Here is a 24,449-nt window from a genome sequence, read left to right as displayed (position 1 = left end):
CACGAGGCCGGCAAGGGCGAGCCGCATGAAACGTATTGTGATCCTGCTTGTTGTCCTGGCGGCCGGCGTGGCCGCCTGGGGCGCCTTTATGTGGTGGCGCGACAGGCCCGTGCCGGTCGCCGTGGTGACGCCGCATACGGGCCGCGCGGCCGACGTGGTCTATGCCACGGGCGTTGTCGAGCCGGTCCGCTGGGCCAAGGTCACCAGCGTTCTGCGCGAGCGCATCGTCGAGTTGTGCAGCTGCGAGGGCGAGACCGTGGAGGCGGGGCAGGTGATCGGCCGGCTGGATTCCACCGCCGCCCGCGCGACGCTTGCCGAGCTGGAGGCCCGTGCCCGCCTGTCGGAACAGGAGCTGGAGCGGGCCGCCGGGCTGCTGGAGCGGCGCGTTGTCTCGCAGCAGGCCTTCGAGAAGGCCGAGAACGATCATTCCCGCAATGTCGCCCTGGTTGCCGCGCAGGCCGCAAGGCTCGGCGACTATGAGCTGCGCGCGCCCATGGACGGCCAGGTGCTGCGCCGCGACGGCGAGGTCGGCGAGGTCGCAGAACCGGGAGCGGTTCTCTTCTGGGTCGGCCAGGAGCGCCCGTTGCAGATCGTTGCCGACGTCAACGAGGAGGACATTCCGCTGGTGCGCCGCGGCCAGAAGGCGGTGGTGCGCGCCGATGCGTTTCCCGACAGCAGTTTCGAGGCGGAGGTCGAGCGGATCACGCCCAAGGGCGATCCGGTGCTGAAGACCTACCGGGTCTATCTGGCCTTCCCGCAGGCGACCCCGCTGATGATCGGCATGACCAGCGACGTCAACATCGTCGTGCGCGAGGTCGAGAACGCCATGCTGATCCCGCTGGCCGCCCTCGACGGGGAGCGGGTGCTGGTGCTGGAGGACGACGGCCGTCTGGCAGAGCGCCGGATCTCCGTCGGCATTCGCGGCATCGAGGACGTGCAGGTGCTGGAGGGACTGGACGCCAGCGAGCGCGTCGTCTCGCCCTGGGCGGAAGGGCTCGCCGCCGGCATGGCGGCAACACCGGCAGCCGCTGCAAGCGGAGATTGAGGCCGTGCCGCTCATCCTCTCCATCGCCCTGACCCATGTGAGGGGGCGCCTGCGCCAGAGTGTCGTCTCGGTGCTCGGCGTGATGCTGGGCGTCGGCTTTTCCATCGCCATGGCGGCCCTGATGCAGGGCTCGCAGGAAGACTTCATCGCCACGCTCGTCGACGCCATGCCGCATGTGGAGGTCAGCGACGAGACCCGCGACCCCGCCCCGCCGCCGGCCGCCCGCTTCTATGGCGCGGTGAACGTGATCGGCGCGCGGCCCGACGACGACACCCGCGGGCTGCGCAATCCGGCGCGGCTGCGGGCGATGCTCGACAGCTGGCTGCCGGGCCGGATGACGATGACGCTGGCCGGCCAGGCGGTGCTGCGCTACGGCGGGCGCGACGTCGCGGTGTCGCTGACGGGGGTAGAGCCGACCAGCTATCTGAAGGTCTCGACCATCGGCGAGGACATGCGTGGGGGCTCCTTCGAGGAGCTTGCCGCCAATCTCAACGGCATCGTCGTGGGCGACGGGGTGGCCGAAAAGCTCGGTGCCGGGCTCGGCGACACGATTGCCGCCTCCACCTCTTCCGGCGGGGTGCGGCGGCTGAAGATCGTCGGCCTCTACCACACCGGCGTCACCCAGGCGGACGATGCCACCGCCTATGCGATGCTGAAGACCGCGCAGGTGCTCTTCGCCCGGCCCGAGGTCGTCAACCGCATCGCGATAAAGCTGGACGACGTCAACGCGGCGCGCGCCGTCGCCGCCCGCATCGAGCGCATGACCGGCTACCGTGCCACCTCCTGGCAGGAGGCGAACGAGAGCCTGATGGAGGTGCTCGTGGTGCGCAACGTCATCATGTACACGGTGGTCGGGGCCATCCTGCTGGTCGCCGGCTTCGGCATCTTCACGATCGTCTCGACCATCGTCCACGAAAAGGCCCGCGACATCGCCATCCTGAAGTCGCTCGGCTTCGGTCAGGGCGACATCCGCCGCATCTTTCTGATCGAGGGGCTGGTGATCGGCGCTGCCGGCTCGCTGCTCGGCTCCGTGCTCGGCTATCTGATCACGCTGGGGCTGGATTCGGTCGCCTTCGAGGTGCGGACGAATGTCGAGATGACCTCGCTGCCGCTGACCTACAGCCCGCTGCACTATCTGATCGCAAGCGGGTTCGCGCTGCTTTCGGCCGGCATCGCCGGCTACCTGCCGGCGCGGCGCGCGGCAAAGCTCAATCCGGTCGAGATCATCCGGGGGGCATCATGAGCGCGGGGGAGGCAAGGGGCGACCCGGCGGCGGGCGCCGCTATAGTGCCCGCGAGCGCCCCGCTCATCGAGGCGCGCAAGTTGACGCGGGTGCTTCCCGGGGCGGTGCCGGTGACGCTGGTCCGCGACATCGATCTGACGATCGGGGAGGGCGAGTTCGTGGCGATCACCGGCCCGTCGGGGTCCGGCAAGTCGTCGCTTCTCTACCTCTTGGGGCTGCTCGATTTCCCGACGACGGGCGAGGTCCTGATCGGGGGCGAGCCGACGCATCTTCTTTCGGAGCGCCGGCGCGCGGCGATCCGCCTGTCGACGCTGGGCTTCGTGTTCCAGTTCCACTTTCTGCTGCCGGAATTCACCGTCACCGACAACGTGATGATCCCCATGCGCAAGCTTGGCCGGCTTCCCGCGCGCCAGATGCGCGAGCGGGCACGCGGCCTGCTGGCCGATCTCGGTCTCGGCGATCACCTGGACAAGCGCCCGGACCAGCTGTCGGGCGGCCAGCGGCAAAGGGTGGCGGTGGCGCGGGCGCTCGCCAACGAGCCGCCCGCGATCCTGGCCGACGAACCGACCGGCAGCCTCGACAGCCGGTCGTCTGAACAGGTGTTCGAGATCCTGCGCGGCCTTGTCGACGATCACCGCAAGACGGTGATCGCCGTGACCCATGATCTCGACATGGCGGCGCGCATGGATCGCCGCCTGCATCTGGTCGACGGAATGCTCGCCGACCCGTAGCGGCAATGTCAGCCGGCGACGACGTCGTAGCCGGCTGCCTCGATCGTCTCCACGACCTTCTCGCGGGGCAGTTGCGTCTCGATGCGCGCGGTGCCGCTGGCAAGGTCGATCTCGGCACTGGACGCAGGGTCTGCGGCCGTCAGCGCCTTCTTCACCGAGGAGACGCAGCCGTTGCAGGTCATGCCGTCGATCTTCACTTCGATCATGGTCGTTCTCTTTCCTGGTTGCCGCCGATGGCGGGCGTGAGTGCCATTCGTAGAGAGAATGCGGCTTCCAGCAAGGGGAAGGTCAAGAGGCGGTTTGCCGGTGGAAGTGGCGGCAGTCACGGCGCTTTCCCGCCTCCATTGGGGGCTTGGGGGCTGGAGACTCGGAAGAATCGTCGTATTCAATAGCTATTCGAGGTAGGTTTGATTCGGCTTCGGCGGAAGCATGGACTTGGCCGGACGAGCATGGCACGCGCGACAAGCATCTTCATTTTCCTCTGCATGGGGGTGATCGCGGCATCTGTTGCTGCGATCATGATGTTCCAGTTCGCCCGCCCCGTGGGCGAGGCGATGACGCTCGGCCTGACTCTGCTGTGCACCATGATCGTCGTGCATCTGGTCTTCGCCCGCCAGCGCGACCGCGGCGACATCGCCGAGAAGGTCGCCGCGCTCGAGGAGCGCGTGCTTGAGGTCGACGAGGACGTCAGCAATATCGAGGGTCGCCTGTCCGGCATGGAGACCAACCTGCCGCGCCGCACCCGCGAGGAGATCGACCCGCTCTTCGCCGAGGTGGAGGTGCTGGGCAGTCTCATCAAGCAGATGGCCGAGGCCATGGCCGGCATGGAAGACCGCATCGACGAGCAGGATGCGCGCCAGATCGCGCCGCCCCCGCCGCAAGAGCGCTTCGCTGCCTATGAGGAGCCGCGCGCTCTCGGCTACAGCCAGCCTTCGGCGCCCCAGCAGCCGCATCCGGCACAGCAGGGCGCAGGCTATGCTCCCCAGGCCCAGATGCCCCAGGGCTATGGCCAGCAGCCCTATGGCGGCGACGCTCCGGCTGTGCGTGGTCCGGCGCCCGGCGACGGGCCGCTCGGCGGCCGCACCCAGGAGGCCGCCAATGCGTCGCGCTCGCCGGCCATGGCCCGGGCACGGGAGGACGCAAGGCCTGATCCTGAGCTGCGCCGGGTCATCCAGGACGCGCTCGACAACAACCGGGTCGATCTGTTCCTGCAGCCCATCGTGACCCTGCCGCAGCGCCAGGTCCGCGACTACGAGGCCCTGACCCGCATTCGCGACGCGCAGAACAATTATCTCGAACCGGTCGACTTCATCGCCGAGGCGACGCGTGCGCGCATGATGCCGGCCATCGACAACCTGATGCTGTTCCGCGCCATCCAGGTGCTGCGCCGGCTGTCGAGCCGGAACCGGCGCTCGGGCCTCTTCGTCAATCTGTCGATCCAGACGCTGGTGGACGAGCGCTTCTTCCCGGGCTTTCTGGATTTCCTGCGCGCCAACGAGGGCTTTTCAGGCCTGTTGACCTTCGAGTTCACCCAGAGCGACGTCAATGAGATGGGCGCGCTGGAGCTGGAGAGCCTCGCCGCCCTGCACGAACTCGGCTATCGCTTCTCGATGGACCGCGTGCGCGACCTGAAGATGGACTTCAAGGTCCTGTCGGATCGCGGCTTCCGCTACATGAAGCTGCATGCCAGCCGCCTGATCGGCAACGAGCACATGCCGGCCAGCCATATCCATCCGGCCGATCTCGGCGATCTTCTGCGCCGCTATGCGATGGAGTTGATCGTCGATCACGTCGAGACCGAGGCGCAGGTGCTCGAGGTCCTCGACTACGACGCCCGCATCGGCCAGGGCTACCTGTTCTCGCCGCCGCGCCCCGTGCGCCCGGAAGTGCTGCAAGCGCGCCCGCCGCAGCGCAACCTTCGCCGCGCCGCCGAATAGGCTTTCTCTCTCTTCGAGGTCTCAACGAAAAGGCCCCGCCGGATGGGATCCGGCGGGGCCTTTTGGCAATTTGTCTTCGGGAAGGAGAGGACGGAGACCTGACCGGCCTCAGCTCTTCTCCGGTCCCACGGTGACGACCAAGGGGTCGACCCCCTTGAGCAGGCGTGCGGCGACGGCGCGCACCTGCTCCAGCGTCACCGCCTCGATCATGGCGTTGCGATTGTCGATATAGTCGCGGCCGAGGCCCTCGACCTGCAGGCCCAGCAACTGGTCGGCGATCTTGTCCGACGTGTCGAAGCGCAGCGCGTAGGAGCCGGTGAGATAGGCCTTGGCCTTCGCCAGTTCCTCGTCGCTCGGCCCCTTGTCGGCCATGCGCGCCATCTGCGCGCGGATCACCTCGATGGACTCGTCGGAACGGTCGGAACGCGTACCGGTGACCGCCATCCACATGCCCGAGTGCTGGTAGGGCACCAGGTAGGAGCCGACGGAATAGGCAAGGCCGCGCTTCTCGCGTACTTCCTCGAACAGCCAGGACGAGAACACGCCGCCACCAAGGATGTGGTTCATCACGAAGGCGGGAATGAAGTCCGGGTCGTCGCGCTTCAGCCCCGGCAGGCCGATGCGAATGGCGGTCTGCGGCACGTCGAGGGCCACATGCTCCATCTTGCCGGTTGCCATGGTGACGTCGGACACGGATGTGAGCGAGCCGGCTTCCGGCAGGGTGCCGAAGACGCTGTCGAGGAGCGGGGCCAGACGCTCGGCGTTGATGGCGCCGACGACGGTGATCTTCAGTCCCTTGCGGGCGAAGATATTGCCATGCAGCTGCTTAAGGTCCTGCGGCGAGAGGGCCGCGACCGTCTCCTCGGTGCCGCGCGAAGGGCGTCCGTAGGTGTGCTCGGGATAGGCGAGCTCGGTCCAGCGACGGCCGGCGATGGCATCCGGATCCTTCGCCTCGCTGCGCAGCCCGGCGATGATCTGCCGCTTCATCCGCGCAACCGGCTCCTCGTCGAAGCGCGGCGAGGTGACAGCCAGGCGCAGCAGCTCGAACGCGTCGTCGACATTCGGCGTTAGCGTGCGCATCGATCCGTAGAAATTGTCGCGCCCGGCATCGAAGCCGATATGCACGGACAGGTCCTCCAGGCGGGTCTGGAAGGCCTGAGAATCGAGGTCGCCGGCACCCTCGTCGAGGGTCGTCGAGAGCAGGTTCGCAAGGCCTTCCTGCCCTTTCGGGTCCTGCGAGGCGCCGCCTTCGAAGGCGAACTTGATGGCGACGATCGGTACCGTGTTGTCTTCCACCAGCCAGGCGTTCAGCCCGCCGGGCGTGGTGATCTCCTGGATCTCCATGGCGGCGAGTGGGCGCGGGGTGGCGGCAACGGCGGAAACGACGAGGGCGAAGGCAAGAAGCCCGCGGCCCAGGGCGGTGAGCAGGGTCATCGGTGAGGTGGTCCCGTGCGAGGAAGCGGACGTGGCGGGGCGGCGGCGGCTCATTGCTGCACCTCCTGCGCGGCTGCCGGCTCCTGCGGTGCGGCATCGGCCGGGGCGGCCACTGCCTGCTCGGGCCCGCGCAGATAGGCGGTCACGGGCAGGGAGGCGAGGTGTGCGGCAGCTGCCGCCTTCACGTCGTCCGCGGTGACCGACGAGATGGTCGACGGCCAGTTGCGGATTTCCTCGATGGTGCCGCCGGTGGTCAGGGAAGCGCCGAAGATCCGGGCCAGCGTCGACTGGCTGTCCTGGGCATAGAGCGCGGAGGACAGGAGGCTTTTCTTCGCCCGTTCCAGCTCCTCGGCGGTGATGCCCTCGCGTGCCACCTGCTTCAGCACGTCGAGCGAGGCTGCACCCAGATCCTGCAGGCCGGTGCCGTCCGCCGGCACCGCGTAGATCATGAAAGTGCTGTCGTCGAGCGCGCCGGAATTGTACCAGCTGCCCGCCGAGGAGGCGACGCCCTTGTCGATCACCAGCTCCCGGTAAAGGCGGCTGGTGCTGCCGCCGCCGAGCACTTCGGACAGGACCTGGAGCGCGGCGGCCTCGTTGCCGTCGGCGGTGTTGTAGCTGGGCACGACCCAGGCCTTGCGCATGTTCGGCTGGTTCACGCGCGGGTCGGAATAGGTGACCTCGCGCGTTCCGGGCAGCACTTGCGCCTTGGCCCGCTCGCGCGCGCCCGGCTCGGCGCGACGCGGCACCTTGCCGTAGGTCTCCGCGGCCAGCTTGCGCACTTCGTCGGCGGTCACATCGCCGGCAACGACCAGGATGGCGTTGTTCGGCGTGTAGAAACGGTCGTAGAAGGCGATGGCGTCCTGGCGGTCGAGGGCGGAAATCTCGTCCGGCCAGCCGATCACCGGCGTCCCGTAGGGATGGTTGACGAACAGCATGCTGTCCAGCGTCTCGCTGAGCATCGAGCCGGGATCGCTGTCGACGCGCTGGCGGCGCTCCTCCAGCACGACGTCGCGCTCCGGCAGAACCACCTCGTCGCTGAGCACGAGGTTCTGCATGCGGTCGGCTTCCATCTCCATCATCTCGCCGAGATGCTCGCGCGCCACGCGCTGGAAATAGGCGGTGTAGTCCTGCGAGGTGAAGGCGTTTTCCTGTCCGCCGATCGCTGCGATGCGCTGGGAGAACGTGTTGCCCGGATAGGCCTTGGTTCCCTTGAACATCAGATGCTCGAGGAAATGGGCGATGCCCGACATGCCTTCTGGCTCATCGGCTGCGCCAACCTTGTACCAGACCATGTGGGTGACCACCGGCGCGCGGCGGTCGGGAATGACCACGACTTCCAGCCCGTTGTCGAGGGTGAAGGCGCTCATGTCGCCGCCGATCCGGATGTCGGCGAAGGCGGCGGCATCGGCGGCCTGCGTGGCCTCGGCCCGGGCGCTGCCACCGGCAGGCGGGCTGACAGCGAGGACGGCGGCGATGGCAAGCGTACCCGCGCACAGCGAGACGCCGCGCAGCAGGCGGCGGGCCAGCGGGGTGTCTTGCAGGATCTGGCGGGTTTGTCCTGAGAGAGGCGACAAGGTTCGATCTCCGGAAATGTTTGTCCCTGCCGATGACTTATAGGCAGGCTGACCGCAAAGGACCCGTGAACTTTTCGTAAGGTCCGCTGCAGGTGATGGCGCGTGAGATAGCGCATGTGCGTGCGGCGACAACAAGGCCGCGCCGCGACGCGCGCGCAGCAAAAACAAAAAGGCCGGAGCGGGGCTCCGGCCTTGGAAAAACGTGTCGCCGTCGCGACCGACTGATCAGCGCAGGGTACGCGCCGACTGGCCGCTCATCAGGCGCTCCATGTCGGTGACTTTCGGCTGGTCGTCGACCTTGCCAACTTCCGGCAGCGGCGCGCCTGCGGCCGGGGTCGAGTAGGCGACCGGCGGCTCGATCAGGTAGCGGCGCACCGGATTTCCGTTCTCGTCGAGAACGGCTGTCTCCTTGCGGGCGACGCCGACGCGCTGGTGCAGCTCGTTCGGCTTCATGCGCGCGTCCTCGAGCCGGTTCTCCAGCTGGATTTCCTGCTGGATATTGCGGTTCTGGCTGCCGGTGGCGAGCTCCTTGATGCCGCGCGACTGGTAGATGTCGCTGCGGCCGCGCTCGTCGATGTCGCGGGTCTCGCGATAGGCCTGCTGGATGCGCTGGAGATCGGTCTCGCCCTGCTCGGGCCAGTTGGCGACCTCCTTCTTCTCCTCCGGCTGCGGCAGCTCGGTCATCTTGGTCGGCATGGCCAGCGGCGCGCGGGGAGCGTATTCGATCTTCTGTTCGGAGCGCGCATCGACGGCGCCGAGGCCTTCCATGAGCTTGCGGACCATCGCGACGTCCGGCGCCTCGTCGTTGCTCGAGCCGTCGTTGAACCCGTCGGCGCCGTGCTGGCAACCGGCGAGCACGAGCGCAGCGGCGCTGGCGAGCAGCAGGGCGCGGCCGCGCCGGCCGGCATGACGAAGGGTGGTTGCGGTCCAGGGTCGACGCGACACGTCAGCTATCCTTCAAGGCTCTTGCGCGGAAAACCCGCGGCCCGGGGGCGAAAACGCCTCTCCGGCAGTTCGGACCCGGACTGTCCGGGTGGGACTGGCCGGGTCGGGCGGTCTTGCCGGTGCGGTCGTCCTTGGGACAACCTGCGTCGGCTTGGGTCCGGGCAAGCCGGCGCATCAGATGCTGCGGCTACTCAGACGAGGTTTTTGCGGCATCATTAGGGCCGCCAGCGAAACTGTCATACAGCAGAGCCGCCACCCCGGCAACGATCCAGACATCGGCGAGGTTGAAGACGTACCAGGAGAAGTCGCCGACATGGAAATGGAAGAAATCGGCAACCGCGCCATAGGCGATCCGGTCGATGCCGTTTCCGAGCGCCCCGGCGATGACCAGCGCAAAGCCCGCGGCCTGCAGCCAGCGCGTCGCCTGGGCGCCCCAGATCCAGAACAGGACGGTGATCACAACGGTCAATCCGACCAGCAGCCAGCGGCCGAGGCCTTCCTCCTGCTGCAGCAGGCCGTAGGAAATGCCGTAGTTCCACACCATCACCAGATCGAAGAACGGGGTGAGGGCGACACGGCCGCGCGCGGCAATGTCGAAGCCGAAGAGCATCCACAGCTTGAAACCTTGGTCGATCGCCATGCCGAGCGCGGCAACGGTCAGGATCAGGGCGCTGGAGGGCCCCCACAGGCGGCGTTTGATCATCTGGTTCTCGTCTCGCTCAGTCGGGCGGGCCGGTACGGTTGATGAGGGCGGCCAGTTCCTCCTGGCTGCGGCGGTTCTCGCGATGGGCGATATAGATGCCGCTGCCGACGATCAGGGCAATGCCGATCCAGGTCGGTCCATCGGGAAAATCCCCGAAGACCAGATAGCCGAACACGGTCGCGCTGACGATCTCAAGATAATTGAACGGTGCCAGCACGGAGGCGGGCGCGGCCGCGAAGGCCTTCACGATCAGCCCGTGCGCGAAGAAGGACAGCGCGCCGACGAGTGCCAGAAGCCCCCAGCCGGGCAGGTCGGGCATCACCGCCGCGGCCGGCTCGTAACCGGCGATATTGGCGGAAACGAACAGCACGCCGAGCAGCATCACGCCGCCAAGGCCTGCGGTGAACTGCACGCACAGCATGCCGCCTTCGCCCGACAGCTTGCGGGTGATCAGCAGGTAGAGCGCGAAGAGAAGGGCAGCACACAGGGGCAGCAACGCGGTCAGACCGAAGGTTGCAAAACCCGGGCGCATGATGATGGCGACACCGGCAAGGCCGACCAGCACGGCGGCCCAGCGGCGCGGGCCGACCTGTTCCTTGAGCACCAGTGCCGACAGGACGGTGAGGATCATCGGCTCGACGAAGAAGATCGCGATGGCGTCGGTCACCGGCATTGTCGCCACGGCGGTGAAGAAGCAGACCGTGGCCCCCGACAGGAAGAAGCCGCGCAAAAGGTGCGGCCACAGACGCGGCGCGCGCAGCACCGACAGGCCAGGGCCGATGGCCGCGGTCAGCAGCGCAAACACCATCTGGAAGCCGAAACGGGCCAGCGCGATCTGCAGCGGCGGCTGGGTCGTCGTCAGGTATTTGGCCGTGACGTCCATCATCGGCACGAGCAGCATGGCAACGCTCATCAGGGCGATGCCGCGCATGACCTCGGCGGCAGGCACGCTGCCCGCGCTGTCGCTCATCTGGGCGGGCCGTTCACGGCAAGGTCGATGGCGCCGAGCGGGGCAAGGCTCGCCAGCACAGAGCGCGCCTCGGCGCTGTCCTGGTCCATCTGTGCGATCAGCGCCTCGATGCTGTCGAACCGCTCTTCAGCGCGCAGCCGGGCGGCCAGCATGACCTGGAGCTTTTGCCCGTAAAGATCGCCGGAAAAATCGAAGAGGAAGACCTCAAGCAGCGGCGCGCCATTGTCGAAGGTCGGCCGCCGGCCGAAGCTGGCGACGCCGTCGATCCATTCCCCGCCATTGGCGCGGGCCCGCACCGCATAGATGCCGTGGGCCAGCTCGGTCTCGGCCGGCAGCGCCAGGTTGGCGGTCGGGTAGCCGAGGTCGCGGCCGCGCTTCTCGCCGTGGCGCACCTCCGCCTCAACCGACCAGCGATAGCCGAGCAGCGCATTGGCCAGCACAATGTCGCCGGCGGAAAGAGCTGCGCGCACCCGGCTGGAGGAGACGGCCTCGCCCGCTTCGTCCGTTGCCGCCGTGACGATGGTGACGCCGAAACCGTCGGAGCGGCCGGCGGCACGCAGGAAGTCCGGCGTGCCACGCCGACCCCGGCCGAAATGGAAGTCGTATCCGGTCACCGCGTGGCGGATATGCAGCTTGTCCCGCAGGATCTCGTGGACGAAGGCTTCCGCCTCCAGTCCGGCAAAGGCGCGGGTGAAGGGCAGGCTCACCATGCCGTCGAGCCCGGTCGCTGCCATCACGCGCGCCTTCATCGGCTCCGGCGTCAGGCGAAAGACCGGCTTGTCGGGATTGAACACGGTGCGCGGATGCGGCTCGAACGTCAGCGCGAAGGCCGGCACCGACTGGGCGCGGGCAATCTCCAGCGCCTCGCCGAGCACGGCCTGGTGACCGCGATGCACGCCGTCGAAATTGCCGATCGCCACCACGCCGTCGGCAAGGGCGGCCGGAAAGTCCGCCAGATCGCTGACGACGGGAAAGGCTTCGGAAACGAGATCTGTCATCGGCGTCGAGGGCTTGCCGGACACGCTGGATGGCGCGCGGCCTGAGGCTGAACGGGCGCGCCGCCCTCAAGGCGGCACGAAACTGCCGGCGGACCCTGCCCATTCGCCCGAAAAAGGTCAAGCGCCGCGAGCGTTCCGCAAGGTCCCGGCACGGTGGTCGGCGCGCCGGTTCAGCCGCGCGGGTCGCCCGCCTCCTGCTCGGCCCGGCTCGGCACCTTGACCACCGCCTCGCCCTCCAGGACCACCGTGTCGCCGACGGCGCAGCGGCAGTCGAGCCGGGCCCGGTTGCCCTTCTCCATCAGCTCGCTGACGGTGACCGTCACGGTCACCTCGTCGCCGATTCGCACCGGAGCGCGGAAATTCAGCGTCTGAGACAGGTAGATCGCCCCCGGCCCGGGCAGCCGTGTTCCCAGCACCGCGGAGATCAGGCTGGCGGTGTACAGGCCATGGGCGATGCGGGTGCGGAACGGCGTGCGCGCGGCGAAATGCTCCGACAGGTGGATCGGATTTCGGTCGCCGGAAACCTCCGCGAAGCCAATGACATCGGAAGAACTGACAGTCTTCGTCAGGGTCTCGCTGAGTCCCGGTGCGAGATCTTCGTAATAGAGCGTCTGCAACGCCAGCATCGGTCTCCTCCGTCCTTGCTCCCTCGGCAGGAGGGGACGCTAGACGCTCGCGGCGGGCGCGGCAATTAAGCTTTCGTGTCAGATATGGCAGGCCGCATTAACGGAGTTTTCAGGGGAGCCGGGTAGTGTGGCAAGGCGTGGGGAGGCGGGGACACAGCCAAGTGTCTTCCTCCTGGACACTTGAAGAAGCATCAGACGCCCGCTCAAGCGGGTCGGGCAGATTGACAGTATGGAGTAGACAATGGCCCTGGATGTTCAGATGCCGGTCCTCGTGGTGGACGACTACAAGACCATGATCCGCATCATCCGCAACCTGCTCAAGCAGCTCGGCTTCGAAGATATCGATGACGCCGCCGACGGCACCGAAGCGCTGGAGAAGATGAAGCAGCGTCGTTACGGACTGGTGATCTCCGACTGGAACATGGAGCCGATGACCGGCTACGAGCTGCTGAAGCAGGTCCGCGCCGATGCCGGCCTCTGCAAGACGCCGTTCATCATGGTCACGGCCGAATCCAAGACCGAGAACGTCATCGCGGCCAAGAAGGCCGGCGTGAACAACTACATCGTCAAGCCGTTCAACGCACAGACGCTGAAGGGCAAGATCGAGGCGGTCTTCTCCGACTGATCCGGACGGTTCCGGAAAGCAAGACTCTGCAGGGAGACGGCGGCACAGCCGCCTGAGGGCAGGAGAGCTGCGTCCATGTGCCGGGCGCGGATGGATGATGCGCGGCCGGACAAGGCCGCGCCAAAAGGAAAAGAATCCATGGGCGCTATGGAAAAGAAGGATCTCGCGCAGCTCATCGCGTTCCTGGAGCAGAACCGAGACCGTCAGGGCGATGTGACGCTGAACGATGTGATCGACCTTGCCGAGGTCATGACCGGCTCGATGCGCGAGTTTCTCCACTCCGTGCAGCCGACGATCACGGCGGAGCTGACGTCGATCGCGGACGAGATCTCCCGGCTGAAAGTCGAGATCGTCAACCTGCGCCCGAACGACATGAAGAACAACCAGATCCCGGAAGCAGGCCGGGAGTTGGATGCCATCGTCGAATCGACCGAGTCCGCCACCCACACGATCATGGAGGCGGCCGAGACCATCATGGCCGCCGGCGACATGGAACCCGACGCCTACCAGGCGCTGGTCAACGACAAGATGATCGAGATTTTCGAGGCCTGCGCCTTCCAGGACATCACCGGTCAGCGCATCTCCAAGGTCGTCAACGCGTTGAATGCCATCGACAGCCGCGTTTCGGCCTTCGTCGAGCGCTTGCGCATTGCCGAGAGCGATGACGCGCCGCAGGAAGAGACCGAGGAAGAGCGCCGCCGCCGCGACCTGATCCTGCACGGCCCCCAGCATGCGGGCGAGGGCGTGTCGCAGGCCGATGTCGACAGCATGCTGTCGGATGCGCAGGACGAGATCGACCGCCTGTTCGGCTGAGGTCGGACAGGGCGAGAAGAGACACGGCAAAACGGGAGGGGAATACCCGTTCCGCGCGTCCACCAAGAGACGCGAGCCAGCCTGGCCGGCGCCCCCCGCGAGTGGCCAGAAACTGAAAGAAAGGCCGGATCGGTTGATCCGGCCTTTTTTCATGTCCGCCTTTTCACGCAACTCTGCTTTTCATGCCGGACGGCTTTCCGTGCCGCCGGTTACTGCTGCGGCTGCGTGCCGGTCTCGGCTGTTACGACCACAGCTGCCGGCGACGTGGCGGTGGGAGCTGCGGGCGCTGCCGGAGCCGCGTTCATGTAGAAGCGCTGGCCATTGATCTCGACGAACTGGTTGCCGCTTGCGTCCGTCTGGATGATCGGCTGGGCCTGCGAGGGAGCAGACGGGGCTGCCTGCTGGGCGGGCGCCGTCGCCGGCATCGCTGCCTGCTGGGTGGGTACTGCCGCCGGCTCCGGCTGTTGCACTTGGGCCGGGGCTGTTGCCGGGACCGCGCCCTGGCCGCCGGGAGCAGCGAGGGGCGGGAAACCGCCAGCCGGCTGGGTGCCGGCTCCCGAGACCGCACCGTTCACCAGCGGGAACGTCGCCGAACCGGTCGCGGCGGCCGTTGTTCCGGGCTGCTGTGTCGGCGCGGGGAAGGCCGCCTGCTGGCCCTGCTGCGGAAAACCGCCTTGCTGCGGGGCCGGGAAGGCAGCCTGCTGGCCCTGCTGCGGGAAACCGCCCTGTTGCGGAGCCGGGAAGGCAGCCTGCTGTTGCTGTCCCCCCTGCGGGACGGGCTGCTGCATGGGCGGGAAGCCCTGCTGCGCGGGGTAGCCGCCGACCGGCATGCCGTAGGCTGGCTGCGGCTGCTGCTGCTGATAGGCCGGCTGCTGCTGGTAGGCCGGCATCGTGCCCGGCTGCATGTAGGGGGCGGGCTGGGCCGGGGCCGTCGCCATGCTGTTGCCGGGATTGACGCGCGCGAACAGCACGCTGGCCTGCTCGGATGTCAGCTTGCCGTTCGGCACCGCATTGATGCTCATCTGGAACTGGGTCACCGCGGAGCGCGTCTTGCGGCCCGGCGCGCCGTCCACCGGCCCGGCATCGAAGCCCAGGCTGTTGAGCGAGGCCTGCACGTTCATCCAGTATTCGCGCTCGGCCGCGCTTCGGCGCGGGCGCTTCGGCGCCGTGCGGTAGACGCGCCGTTCGCGCGGGCGGTTCATCTGGCTGCCGATGATGGCGCCGGCGGCAAATCCGATGATGCCGGCGGCAACGCCTTCTCCGCCCGCATGGGCCGGCTCGGGCGTTGCGACGGGAATGAGGGCGAGGCTGGCCGCGGCGACGAGGAGACTAGTTTTTCTGAACATTGCTCTGCAGGGCTCCTTGCTTGAGATTGACGAGCCATTGGGCGGTCGACATGTCCTGCTCGGCTGCGAACAGGCTGATCATGCGGTCGAGTTCGGAACTGCTGAGAGCCATCGCCCCGATCATCGAAACACAGCTTTGCGGAAAGACTTCATAGTAAAACGTGCCGAAGCGGCGGCTGCTGGCCTTTTCGGTGCTGCCGATATTGGCGCCACGAAACTCCCGAACATTGCGCAGCAGGAAGGAAAAATGGTCGAAGGTCGGAGGCATCTGGCCCGCGACGAACATGATGTAGCGGCACAGGAAATCCTGGTTGGCGCTGCGTTCGTGACCGTTCTGCCGCCGGCTGGTCAGGGTCATCGACAGCGCGTCGAGAAAGTTGAAGGGCTGGCTGTCGAGCCGCGCTTCGGGGATCTTGTAGGCGTCGTCGAGGTTGAGTTCGTAATACGCCTGAAGCCTGGTGAAATGAGACAGCGGGAATGTCTCGGAGCCGAGCTGCAGCCCGTTCTGGGAGAACCAGTTGAGGTCCTCCATCGAATAGCGGCTGCCGAGATTGGCGATCAGCGCCAGTGCCGGGGAGGCGACCTCCTCGGGCCGTGCGGCAAGGTCGAGGCCGCGCTGCAGGTAGAAGGAGATGACCTGCGGCGACACGCCCTGCGCCAGCATCGTTGTCGCCAGACCGCACCAGCGCTCGGTGATGCGCGTGTTGTTATTCCAGCACCGCTCGCGCCCGTTCATGTCGACCGGTGCCAGGGCCGAGAGATAGTCGTGCAGGCGCGCCACCTGTTCGACATTGGAGAAGTCGAGCGGGCGCGTGCTCGAGGCGCGGGAGTTGTTGGCAAAGAGCGCCTTGAGGAACAGGGCGCCCGTGTCGATCTCCGCGGCGGTGACCAGCCCGTTCTGCAGGAAGAACTGCGCGTTGGTCAGGTCGTTGTTGATGACATAGGTCTGGAAGGTCTGCAGCGGCGTCGTGCCGTCCTGCGCGGCAGCCGGGCCGGAAAGGCCGAAGCCGCCGGCGGCGACCAGCACCATCGACCGGGTCGCTGCACGTTTGATGAATGGCAGAAAGTCTGCAAGAAACCGCATGAAGCCCCCCAGCCTCGCGTCTCGGCAAAATTCTGTAGGGGGCCGGTAAAACCCTTCCCCACCGTCAGCATATCCCGCCGGTTGCGGCATGCAAACAGAAGATGTGCCGGAAATGGCGGTTTTTCGCGATCCGGAAAGGGCGCAGCAGAGGAAGGGCGCGGGTAGGGCTACCAGCGCAGGTGCGGCACCGCCGCGCGCGCAGTCAGCCCTTCCTCGGCCAGCCGCCGGCGGACCAGCCCCTCGTCGGGGGCCTCGACCGGGCCGAAGTCGGCGCCATGAATGCCGCCGGTGATGAACAGCACGTCGATCTCGTTGGCGACGGCGCCGCGGATGTCGGTCGGCAGCCCGTCGCCGATGGCGAGGATCTGCTCGCGGGCCACCTGTTCCCCGGCGATCTTCGCCACGCGCGCCATGGCCTCCTCGTAGATCGGCGCGTGCGGCTTGCCGAGAATGGTCACCGTACCGCCGATATCCTCGTAGAGGCGGGCGATGGCGCCCGCGCACCAGACCAGCCGGTTGCCGCGCTCCACCACGATATCTGGGTTGGCGCACAGGAACGGCAGGCCCCGCGCCGCCAGGCGCTCCAGCAGGGGACGATAGTCTTCCGGCGTCTCGTTCTCGTCGTCGTGGAAGCCGGTGCACACCACCTGCTCGGCCTCGTCCTCGCCGACGAGGCGGATGTCGAGCCCCTCGAACAGGGTAAGGTCGCGGGCCGGGCCGATATGGAACGCCGGCTGCTCGCGGGTGGCGGCCAGCAGGCCGCGCGTCACGTCGCCCGAGGTCACCACATCGTCGAACACGTCGAGCGGCACACCGAGCCCTTCGAGCTGCTTCAGAACGGAGCTTGTCGGGCGCGGCGCATTCGTGATCAGCACGGCGATCCCGCCGGCATCCCGGCGGAAGCGCGCCAGCGCCTCGCAGGCCTCGGGAAACGCCGCGACACCGTTGTGCAGCACGCCCCAAACATCGCACAGGACGGCACGGTAGGACGGCGCCAGGGCGGAAAGACCGGGAACGAGAAGCGGTGCGGGCTGGGTCATCAGTGTCTCTTTTCGGCAGGCGGAACGGGCGCGGCGCAGGGCGGCGTGCCGGCGGACCATAGGCGATCCCCGGCAAAAAGGACAAGACGCCAGCGCGGCCGGCCCGCCCTGCGTTAGAAAAGTCGCTCTGCCTTGCGTGTTGCCGCAGCGTCAAACGTTTGCGCTTAAGAGATTGTTCAGCATGTGTTGCTCAACCTCAGGTGAAGACTCGGTCACCTATGAATATTCAAATTTGTGCAAATAAAAATTCTTTTCCTTCCAGCTCCCCGCCGACCGGTCGCCCAGAGGATCACGCATGAAGACGATACGAGCACGCATGATGCTGGTGACGATTGCACTGGCATTGCTTGGCGCGGTTTCCGCTTTCGCCATCTCGCAATGGGTGGCCGGAACCCTGACGGAGACGGCCTTGCAGCGCGAGGTGGCCGGCGCCAAGCGCCAGTTGCAGGCGCAGATCGAGGCGGAAAGCCGCCAGGCCCTGTTGCTGGCGAAGGTGGTGGCCGGGCAGGCATCGGTGCAGCAGCGCTTCGCCGCCGGCGACCGCGAGGGGCTGGCGGGCGAGTTCGTCCCGGCCTTCAAGGCGCTCAAGGAACAGTTCGGCATCCGGCAGTTCCAGTTCCACCTGCCGCCCGCAACGTCGTTCCTGCGGGTCCACAAGCCGGAAAAGTTCGGCGATGACCTGTCGTCCTTCCGGGCCACGGTGGTGGAGACCAACGGCGGCGTGAAGGACATTTCCGGCCTGGAGAAGGGCGTCGCCGGTATCGGCAATCGTGGCGTCGTGCCCATCGTCGTCGAGGGCCAGCACAAGGGCTCGGTCGAGTTCGGCCTCGAGTTCCACGAAATGTTCGTGGCCGACTTCACCGAAAAGACCGGCTATCCGCTCGCGGTGCTGCGGTTCGGTGCCGAGGGCGGTGATGCGCTGGAGGTGATCGGCAACCGCTTGCCGGCCGACATGGATCCGCTGTCGCTAGCCGCCCGGACCGCCAGCGGCGGCATCGTCTCGGCATCCGGCGATTTCTACGTCGATCAGGTCAATGTCGGCGACTATTCGGGCAATCCCATTGCCGTTGCGGTGATCGCGGTCGACCGTACCGCCTATGTCGGCATCGCGGACATGGCGCGCGCGGCCGGCATCGGCGTCGGCCTGCTGCTCCTGGCGATTGCCGGCGGCGCGGTCGTCTTCGCCGTGCGCTCGATCTGCAATCCGCTGCGCACCGTCACCAGCCAGATCATGGAGCTGGCGGCGGGCGATACCGCTTTCCAGGTCGTGGGCCGCGACCGCTCGGACGAGATCGGCGATATTGCCCGTGCCATCGAGGTCTGCCGCGACAACCGCATCGAGCAGGAGCGGCTGGAGCGCGAGCAACATGGCGACCGGCAGGCGCGCGATGCGCGCCAGCGGCAGGTCGATGCGTTGATCAAGGGGTTCCAGTCGACCGCACAGGAGGTGCTGGCAGCGGTCGACCACGCAAATGCGAGCCTGGAGACGACCGCCCGCACGCTGGAAACGGTCGCCGCCTCCAGCGCCGAGCAGGCGGATGGGGCGTCCTCGGCCTCGCGCGAGGCGTCCGGCAATGTGCAGTCCGTCGCGGGGGCTGCCGAAGAGCTGTCCTCCTCGATCCGCGAGATCTCCGATCAGGTCGAGCGCACCACGACCGTCGTCACCCGCGCCACCGACAGCACCCGGGCGACCAACCAGAAGGTCGCGGGACTTGCCGCTTCCGCCGCCAAGATCGGCGAAGTGGTCACCCTGATCCAGGCGATTGCCGAGCAGACGAACCTCCTGGCGCTCAATGCCACCATCGAGGCGGCGCGCGCCGGCGAGGCCGGCAAGGGCTTTGCGGTCGTCGCGGCGGAGGTGAAGCAGCTCGCCGACCAGACCTCGCGCGCGACCGGCGAGATTTCGGGGCAGATCGTGGCGATCCAGGCGGCGACGACCGAGACGGCCAAGGCCATCGCCGAGATCGCCACCACAATGGACGAGGTCAACGACCACACCAGCGCCATTGCCACGGCGGTGGTGCAGCAGGGGGCCGCGACGACGGAGATCAGCTCCAACATCCAGCTCGCCGCGGTGCGCACGCGCTCGGTTGTCGACAGCATCGGCGAGCTCGACACGGCGGTAGAGGAAACCAACCGATCGGCCCAGCAGGTGCTGGGGGCAACCGGCGAGGCGGCGCACCACACTGCGCGTTTCCGCCAGGAGATCGAGCGTTTCCTCAAGGACGTGGTCGCCGCCTGAGGGCGACGAACCGCGACTTGGAAGATGGTGATGAAAGGGGCGCGAGAGCGCCCCTTTCACGTTTTGGGGGAAGCCGCGCGGGCGGCTGGCCCCGCGCGTCCAAACGGGCGATGCTGGCGCCGGGCGAGGGGACGATTCGCAAGGTGAAGGTCCGGGAATGACGATCCGGCAGTTGAGCGACCACGCGATCAACCAGATCGCGGCAGGCGAAGTGATCGAGCGGCCGGCCAGTGTGGTCAAGGAGCTGGTCGAGAACGCGCTGGACGCAGGCGCGGCGCGCATCGGCGTGTCGACGGCGGCCGGGGGCAAGACCCTGATCCGCGTCGACGACGACGGCTGCGGTATTCCCGGCGAGCAGCTGGCGCTGGCGGTCGAGCGCCATTGCACGTCCAAGCTCTCCGAGGACGATCTGTTCGACATCCGCAGCCTCGGCTTTCGCGGCGAGGCGCTGCCCTCCATCGGCGCCATCGCGCGCCTTGCCATGACCTCGCGCCACGTGTCCGAGGCCCATGCCTGGACCATCCGGGTCGAGGGGGGGCGCAAGGACGGGCCGGCCCCGGCCAGCCATGCGGGCGGAACCCAGGTTGAGGTGCGCGACCTCTTCTTCGCAACGCCGGCCCGGCTCAAGTTCCTGAAGTCCGACCGGGCGGAAGGGGCCGCGGTCACCGATGTGGTGCGCCGGCTGGCGCTGGCCAATCCGTCGGTGCGCTTCGAGCTGTCGGGCAGCGATCGCCAGACCACGACCTATGCGGCGGCCAGCGGCGAGCGGGCGCTGGAGGCGCGCATCGCCCAGGTAATGGGCACCGATTTCGTCGAGAACGCCCGGCCGGTGGACGCAGTGCGCGAGGGCGTGCGGCTGCATGGGCTTGCCGGCCTGCCGACCTTCCACAAGGCCAATTCGCTCTCGCAGTTCTTCTTCGTCAACGGCCGGCCGGTCCGCGACAAGCTGTTGATGTCGGCCCTGCGCGGGGCCTATGCCGACGTGCTCGCCCGCGACCGGCATCCGGTTTCCGTCCTGTTCATCGAGCTCGATCCCCGACAGGTCGACGTCAACGTCCATCCCGCCAAGGCGGATGTGCGCTTCCGCGACGCCCAGCTCGTGCGCGGGCTGATCGTCGGCGCGCTGCGCCAGGTCTTCGCCGAGGCCGGTCATCTTGCCTCCTCGCATACCGCACAGGCCGCAATGGCGTCCTTCTCGACCGGCTATGCCGCCGGCCCGTCCGCCGGCTTGCGTCCCGCCTCGGGCAGTTCTTACGGCTACCAACGCTCCGTAACATCGCCTGCCCCGGCCTCCTCCGACTGGCGCGCTTCGCCCTTCCGGCCGCTGGACGGCGCGGAGCAGGACGCGCCGCCAGCCCCCGCGAGCGGATTCGGCGAGGCGGCGCAGGCCGGCTTCGAGACGCTGGACATGCCCTCGGCCGATGCCCGCGCTCACGCCCATGCGAGCGAAGCGACGGAGGAGCGACAGGCCCGCCCGCTCGGTGCGGCCCGGGCGCAGGTTCACGCCACCTACATCATCTCCCAGACCGAGGACGGTCTCGTCATTGTCGACCAGCACGCAGCGCATGAGCGGCTGGTCTACGAGCGGCTGAAGGCCGCGCTGGCGGAGCGCGGTGTCGCCCGGCAGGGCCTCCTGATCCCCGAGATCGTGGAACTGCCGCAGGAGGATGTGGCGCGTCTTGCCGAGCGCGCCGAGGAGCTGGAGGCCGTCGGTCTGGTGCTGGAGCCGTTCGGGCCCGGCGCGGTCGCTGTGCGCGAGACGCCGGCCATGCTCGGCCAGATCGACATTCGCGGCCTCGTTACGGACCTTGCCGACGATCTTGCCGAATGGGACAGCTCCACCCGCGTGCGCGAGCGGCTCGACCATGTCGCCGCGACCATGGCCTGCCACGGGTCGGTGCGCGCCGGCCGCCGCCTGCGGCCGGAGGAAATGGATGCCCTGCTGCGCGAGATGGAGGCAACGCCCAATTCGGGCCAGTGCAATCACGGCCGCCCGACCTGGATCTCGCTGAAGCTCTCGGACATCGAGCGCCTGTTCGGCCGCAAGTAGCCAAGCGGGCAGGGGGCGTCATACGCGCTCCGGCACGCGCCCTTGGTCATTCATCTGTCACGTCCCGCGTGTCATCTGGCTGCCGGTGGGAGTGCGCGTGCCGCGCCCCGTCTCGATGCGGAGCAGATCGCGCATGAAACTGTTCGTCTGGGCGGCGGCCGTGGTGATGATCCTGCTCGGTCTTGCGACCGTGTGGACGCCGCTTCCCACGGGCGTGCCGCTCATCGCCGGCGGGCTGATCCTGATTCTCGGCAGCAGCCGCCAGGCAACTCGCTGGCTGCGCGCGCGCCGTCGCCGTCTGTTGCGGCTCGACGAGGCGTTCATCTGGCTCGAGGAAAAGGCCCCGAAGGGCCTGACGGCGGCGCTGAGGCGCACCCGCCCGCGCCGCAAGGCGCCGATTGCCAGTCAGCACCGGCCCCGATGCCCTGAAACGATGCCTTGATGGGCTTCAAGAGCGGCGGAAGATGACGAACTGGCTGTCGCCGACGGTGCGCCGGTCCAGCTCTTCCAGTCCGTCCACCGGCGCGATCTCGGTCTTGGCGTCTTCTTCCAGCACCACCAGCGCGCCCGGCACCAGCCAGCCGCCGGCAAGACAGGCGGCCAGCGCCTGCTCGCCCAAGCCCTTGCGATAGGGCGGGTCGGCAAAGACGAGATCGAAGGGCGCAATGGTGCCGACCGGCCCGATGCGCGTTGCATCGCGGCGGAAGATCTTGGTCGCGCCGGTCAGGCCGAGTGCCTCGACATTGGAGCGGATCGCCGCACGCGCCGCACTTGCCTCCTCGACGAAGAGACAGTGGCGGGCGCCGCGGCTCAGCGCCTCCAGCCCCAGCGCACCGCTGCCGGCGAACAGGTCGAGGACCCGCGTGTCCTGCAGCGCCTCGCCATGGCCGTGGGTCAGCACGTTGAACAGCGTCTCGCGCAGCCGGTCGCTGCTCGGGCGCGTCGCGTCACCGCGCGGCGCCTCGATGGGAGAGCCCCGGAAGCGTCCGGCAACAATCCTCACGGACGCCAGCCTCCACCGGGACCTTTACCGCCCGGTCCCCGGCTGCCCGGACCTTTGCCGCCCGGTCCCTTGCCCGCGGGACGACCGCCACCCGGGCGGCCCGCGCCTGGACGTCCGCCACTCGGGCGATCGCCGCGCGGCCGGTCCCCGCCCGGCTTGCCGCCGAACGGCCTGTCGCCCCTCGGGCGATCCTCACGGGGACGGTCGCTTCTGGGCTTGTCGCCGAAGGGCCTGTCGCCTCTCGGACGATCCTCGCGGGGACGGTCGCTCCGCGGCCTATCGCCGAAGGGGCGATCCCCACGGGGCCGATCACCACGGGGCCTGTCTTCCCGAGGCCTGTCTTCACGAGGCCGATCCTCGCGCGGCCGATCCTCGCGCGGGCCGGAGCGGCGCTGGCGGTCGTCGCCCGAGCGTGCTCCGAACGGTTTGCGTTCGGCCCTGTCCCCGAAGGACTTGCCGCCGCCAGCCTTGCCGCCAAAGGACTTGCCTCCGCCCGGCTTGCCGCGACCGGCACCGCGCGGTGCATCCTCGGACGGCGGGGCGGTGTCGACCACCAGCGAGCCGTCCTCGTCCCAGATTCGCCGACGCGCGCCGGCCGACTGGCCATCGCCCTTGGGGGTGCGCGGCATCGTGTCCGGGGTGAAGCGGAAACGCGAGCGCGGCGAGACGTATGCGGACGGCTCCGGCTCGTTGCGCGAGGGGCGTGCGGCCCGGCTGTCTTCCTTGCGGCGGGTGCGGGAGGGTTTCTCGCGCGCCTCGCGGCCCTCGCGGGCACTGAGATAGCGGTCCTCGGTCCTCGCGGCTCCCGGCTTGCCGCCGGCGGGCTTGCCGCGCTGCGAGCCGGCGGCAGGAGCGGACTTGCGAGCAGGCTTCGCGCTCTCGTTGTCGGCTTCGCCGCCCGGCGTCAGGAGCGGGGCCTCGAAATCGGCATTGGCCTCGGCGGCCAGTCGCTCGCCGAGCTGGTCGCGCAGCACCTTGCCGCGGATCTCGCGAACCTCGCCCTCGGGCAGTTCGGCAAGCTGGAACGGGCCGAAGGAGATGCGGATCAGCCGGTTCACGGCAAGACCGAGATGCTCCAGCACCTTCTTGATCTCGCGGTTCTTGCCTTCGCGCAGCGCGAGCGTCATCCAGACGTTGTCGCCCTGCTCCTTGTCGATCTGGGCTTCGATGGCGCCATAAAGCACGCCGTCGATCTCGATGCCGTCGGCCAGCTTGTCGAGCCGGTCCTGCGTGATCTCGCCATAGGCGCGCACGCGGTAGCGCCGCAGCCAGCCGGTCGCCGGCAGTTCCAGCACCCGCGACAGGCCGCCGTCGTTGGTCAGCAGCAGCAGGCCTTCGGTGTTGATGTCGAGACGGCCGACGGTCAGGACGCGCGGCAGGGTCTTGGGCAGCCGCTCGAACACGGTCGGCCGGCCTTCCGGATCGGAGTTGGTCGTCACCAGGCCGCGCGGCTTGTGGTAGAGCCAAAGGCGGGTGCGCTCACGCTCCGGCAGCGGCTCGCCGTCCACGGTGATGCGGTCGGCCTCCGATACGGTGACGGCGGGCGAGGTCAGGACGGTGCCGTTGACCGCAACGCGGCCGGCGACCACCCAGCTCTCGGCCGTGCGGCGCGAGCACAGGCCGGCACGGGCGATCACCTTGGCGACGCGCTCGGCATCCTCGGTGCGCGCGGCCAGGGGAGCAGCGCCCGGAGGCGGCGTCTTGTCGCGCTTCGGGGCGCCCTTGCTCTCACCGAAGCTCTTCTTGCCGCCGAAACCCTTCTTGTCGCCGAAGCTCTTCTTCTCGCCGAAGCGCTTGCCGCCGGCATCCGGGCCGCCGCGTCGCTCGCCGAACTTGCGCTCGCCTCCGGCCTTCGGGCCGAAGCTCTTGCGCGGTCCGCGCGTCTCCGCTCCGTCCGCAGCGCGATGCGGGCCGTCATTGCCGCGCGCTGCGCGCGGCTTGCCGTTGCCGGGGCGTCCGCTGCCGGATTTCCCCGGCGCGGGGGCGCGGCGCGGGGGCCGCGAGGATCGATTGTCTTCGGTCATGGTGCCGCGTCATACC

General features: G+C 68.1%; 22 protein-coding genes. 9 read left to right on the top strand and 13 right to left on the bottom strand.

The annotated features are described in order from the left end of the window. Positions 1-25 precede the first annotated feature (25 nt). The 3 genes from ACVJ6E_RS05055 to ACVJ6E_RS05045 are packed head-to-tail and all read left to right on the top strand — an operon-like array spanning position 26 to position 3,019. Positions 26-1,045, top strand: coding sequence for an efflux RND transporter periplasmic adaptor subunit (locus ACVJ6E_RS05055; RefSeq protein ID WP_120268632.1), 1,020 nt, complete (start codon positions 26-28; stop codon positions 1,043-1,045). 4 nt (positions 1,046-1,049) lie between these two features. Continuing rightward, positions 1,050-2,288, top strand: a complete 1,239-nt coding sequence (locus ACVJ6E_RS05050; protein ID WP_120268633.1) for an ABC transporter permease — start codon at positions 1,050-1,052, stop codon at positions 2,286-2,288. Next, positions 2,285-3,019, top strand: coding sequence for an ABC transporter ATP-binding protein (locus tag ACVJ6E_RS05045; protein WP_120268634.1), 735 nt, complete (start codon positions 2,285-2,287; stop codon positions 3,017-3,019). The genes ACVJ6E_RS05050 and ACVJ6E_RS05045 overlap by 4 nt, the downstream gene beginning before the upstream one ends. An 8-nt stretch (positions 3,020-3,027) precedes the next feature. On the opposite strand, the gene ACVJ6E_RS05040 is transcribed toward ACVJ6E_RS05045, so the two are convergent. Further along, complete coding sequence (locus ACVJ6E_RS05040) at positions 3,028-3,225, bottom strand: heavy-metal-associated domain-containing protein (RefSeq protein WP_120268635.1); 198 nt, start codon at positions 3,223-3,225, stop codon at positions 3,028-3,030. A gap of 243 nt (positions 3,226-3,468) precedes the next feature. Between ACVJ6E_RS05040 and ACVJ6E_RS05035 the strand changes: the two genes are divergently transcribed. Further along, positions 3,469-4,956 carry an EAL domain-containing protein gene (locus ACVJ6E_RS05035; protein WP_120268636.1) on the top strand — a complete coding sequence of 496 codons (1,488 nt, stop codon included), beginning with the start codon at positions 3,469-3,471 and terminating at the stop codon, positions 4,954-4,956. 108 nt (positions 4,957-5,064) lie between these two features. Here ACVJ6E_RS05035 and ACVJ6E_RS05030 read toward each other — a convergent pair whose 3' ends face one another. From ACVJ6E_RS05030 to ACVJ6E_RS05000, 7 genes are all read right to left on the bottom strand, one after another. Beyond that, positions 5,065-6,444 (bottom strand): M16 family metallopeptidase, encoded by a 1,380-nt coding sequence (locus ACVJ6E_RS05030; RefSeq protein ID WP_245164968.1) that lies wholly within the window; start codon positions 6,442-6,444, stop codon positions 5,065-5,067. Then, positions 6,441-7,964, bottom strand: a complete 1,524-nt coding sequence (locus ACVJ6E_RS05025; RefSeq protein ID WP_491676399.1) for a M16 family metallopeptidase — start codon at positions 7,962-7,964, stop codon at positions 6,441-6,443. Before ACVJ6E_RS05025 ends, ACVJ6E_RS05030 begins: the two co-directional genes overlap by 4 nt. A gap of 225 nt (positions 7,965-8,189) precedes the next feature. Beyond that, positions 8,190-8,909: a hypothetical protein gene (locus tag ACVJ6E_RS05020; RefSeq protein WP_120268638.1), complete on the bottom strand. Its 720-nt coding sequence runs from the start codon at positions 8,907-8,909 to the stop codon at positions 8,190-8,192. Positions 8,910-9,096: 187 nt separating this feature from the next. Next, on the bottom strand, positions 9,097-9,612 hold the full coding sequence (gene lspA, locus ACVJ6E_RS05015) for a signal peptidase II (protein WP_120268639.1): 516 nt from the start codon (positions 9,610-9,612) through the stop codon (positions 9,097-9,099). A 16-nt stretch (positions 9,613-9,628) separates the two neighbouring features. Next, positions 9,629-10,582 carry a DMT family transporter gene (locus ACVJ6E_RS05010; protein WP_199681151.1) on the bottom strand — a complete coding sequence of 318 codons (954 nt, stop codon included), beginning with the start codon at positions 10,580-10,582 and terminating at the stop codon, positions 9,629-9,631. Continuing rightward, positions 10,579-11,580 carry a bifunctional riboflavin kinase/FAD synthetase gene (locus tag ACVJ6E_RS05005; protein ID WP_120269235.1) on the bottom strand — a complete coding sequence of 334 codons (1,002 nt, stop codon included), beginning with the start codon at positions 11,578-11,580 and terminating at the stop codon, positions 10,579-10,581. The genes ACVJ6E_RS05010 and ACVJ6E_RS05005 overlap by 4 nt, the downstream gene beginning before the upstream one ends. 170 nt (positions 11,581-11,750) lie before the next feature. After that, complete coding sequence (locus ACVJ6E_RS05000) at positions 11,751-12,206, bottom strand: MaoC family dehydratase (protein ID WP_120268640.1); 456 nt, start codon at positions 12,204-12,206, stop codon at positions 11,751-11,753. A 241-nt stretch (positions 12,207-12,447) separates the two neighbouring features. Here ACVJ6E_RS05000 and ACVJ6E_RS04995 point away from each other — a divergent pair, with 241 nt between their 5' ends. Next, positions 12,448-12,831 (top strand): response regulator, encoded by a 384-nt coding sequence (locus ACVJ6E_RS04995; protein WP_067220588.1) that lies wholly within the window; start codon positions 12,448-12,450, stop codon positions 12,829-12,831. A 138-nt stretch (positions 12,832-12,969) separates the two neighbouring features. Beyond that, on the top strand, positions 12,970-13,644 hold the full coding sequence (locus ACVJ6E_RS04990; RefSeq protein ID WP_208996687.1) for a protein phosphatase CheZ: 675 nt from the start codon (positions 12,970-12,972) through the stop codon (positions 13,642-13,644). Positions 13,645-13,853: 209 nt separating this feature from the next. Here ACVJ6E_RS04990 and ACVJ6E_RS04985 read toward each other — a convergent pair whose 3' ends face one another. The 3 genes from ACVJ6E_RS04985 to ACVJ6E_RS04975 form a co-directional block, all read right to left on the bottom strand. Continuing rightward, positions 13,854-14,990: a peptidoglycan-binding domain-containing protein gene (locus ACVJ6E_RS04985; RefSeq protein ID WP_120268642.1), complete on the bottom strand. Its 1,137-nt coding sequence runs from the start codon at positions 14,988-14,990 to the stop codon at positions 13,854-13,856. Continuing rightward, entirely contained in the window at positions 14,974-16,074 is a 1,101-nt protein-coding gene (locus ACVJ6E_RS04980; protein ID WP_120268643.1) for a hypothetical protein, read from the bottom strand. The genes ACVJ6E_RS04985 and ACVJ6E_RS04980 overlap by 17 nt, the downstream gene beginning before the upstream one ends. Positions 16,075-16,241: 167 nt before the next feature. Beyond that, entirely contained in the window at positions 16,242-17,114 is an 873-nt protein-coding gene (locus ACVJ6E_RS04975) for a TIGR01459 family HAD-type hydrolase (protein WP_120268644.1), read from the bottom strand. Positions 17,115-17,409: 295 nt separating this feature from the next. Here ACVJ6E_RS04975 and ACVJ6E_RS04970 point away from each other — a divergent pair, with 295 nt between their 5' ends. The 3 genes from ACVJ6E_RS04970 to ACVJ6E_RS04960 all read left to right on the top strand — a co-directional run bounded on the left by ACVJ6E_RS04970 (position 17,410) and on the right by ACVJ6E_RS04960 (position 21,848). After that, complete coding sequence (locus ACVJ6E_RS04970) at positions 17,410-19,356, top strand: cache domain-containing protein (protein WP_120268645.1); 1,947 nt, start codon at positions 17,410-17,412, stop codon at positions 19,354-19,356. 157 nt (positions 19,357-19,513) lie between these two features. Beyond that, the gene (mutL, locus tag ACVJ6E_RS04965) at positions 19,514-21,406 is read left to right on the top strand and encodes a DNA mismatch repair endonuclease MutL (RefSeq protein WP_120268646.1); all 1,893 of its coding nucleotides are present in this window, start codon (positions 19,514-19,516) and stop codon (positions 21,404-21,406) included. Between the two features lie 133 nt (positions 21,407-21,539). Next, positions 21,540-21,848 carry a hypothetical protein gene (locus tag ACVJ6E_RS04960; RefSeq protein WP_120268647.1) on the top strand — a complete coding sequence of 103 codons (309 nt, stop codon included), beginning with the start codon at positions 21,540-21,542 and terminating at the stop codon, positions 21,846-21,848. Between the two features lie 6 nt (positions 21,849-21,854). Here ACVJ6E_RS04960 and rsmD read toward each other — a convergent pair whose 3' ends face one another. Both rsmD and ACVJ6E_RS04950 read right to left on the bottom strand, forming a co-directional pair. Continuing rightward, positions 21,855-22,409, bottom strand: a complete 555-nt coding sequence (gene rsmD / locus ACVJ6E_RS04955) for a 16S rRNA (guanine(966)-N(2))-methyltransferase RsmD (protein WP_120268648.1) — start codon at positions 22,407-22,409, stop codon at positions 21,855-21,857. Further along, the gene (locus ACVJ6E_RS04950) at positions 22,406-24,433 is read right to left on the bottom strand and encodes a pseudouridine synthase (protein ID WP_199681152.1); all 2,028 of its coding nucleotides are present in this window, start codon (positions 24,431-24,433) and stop codon (positions 22,406-22,408) included. The genes rsmD and ACVJ6E_RS04950 overlap by 4 nt, the downstream gene beginning before the upstream one ends. Between the last annotated feature and the right edge of the window lie 16 nt (positions 24,434-24,449).

Source organism: Stappia sp. G46H5W (assembly GCF_058448995.1).
The sequence above is the reverse complement of the archived record's forward strand: the minus strand, read 5'-3'. Positions and strand labels throughout refer to the sequence as shown.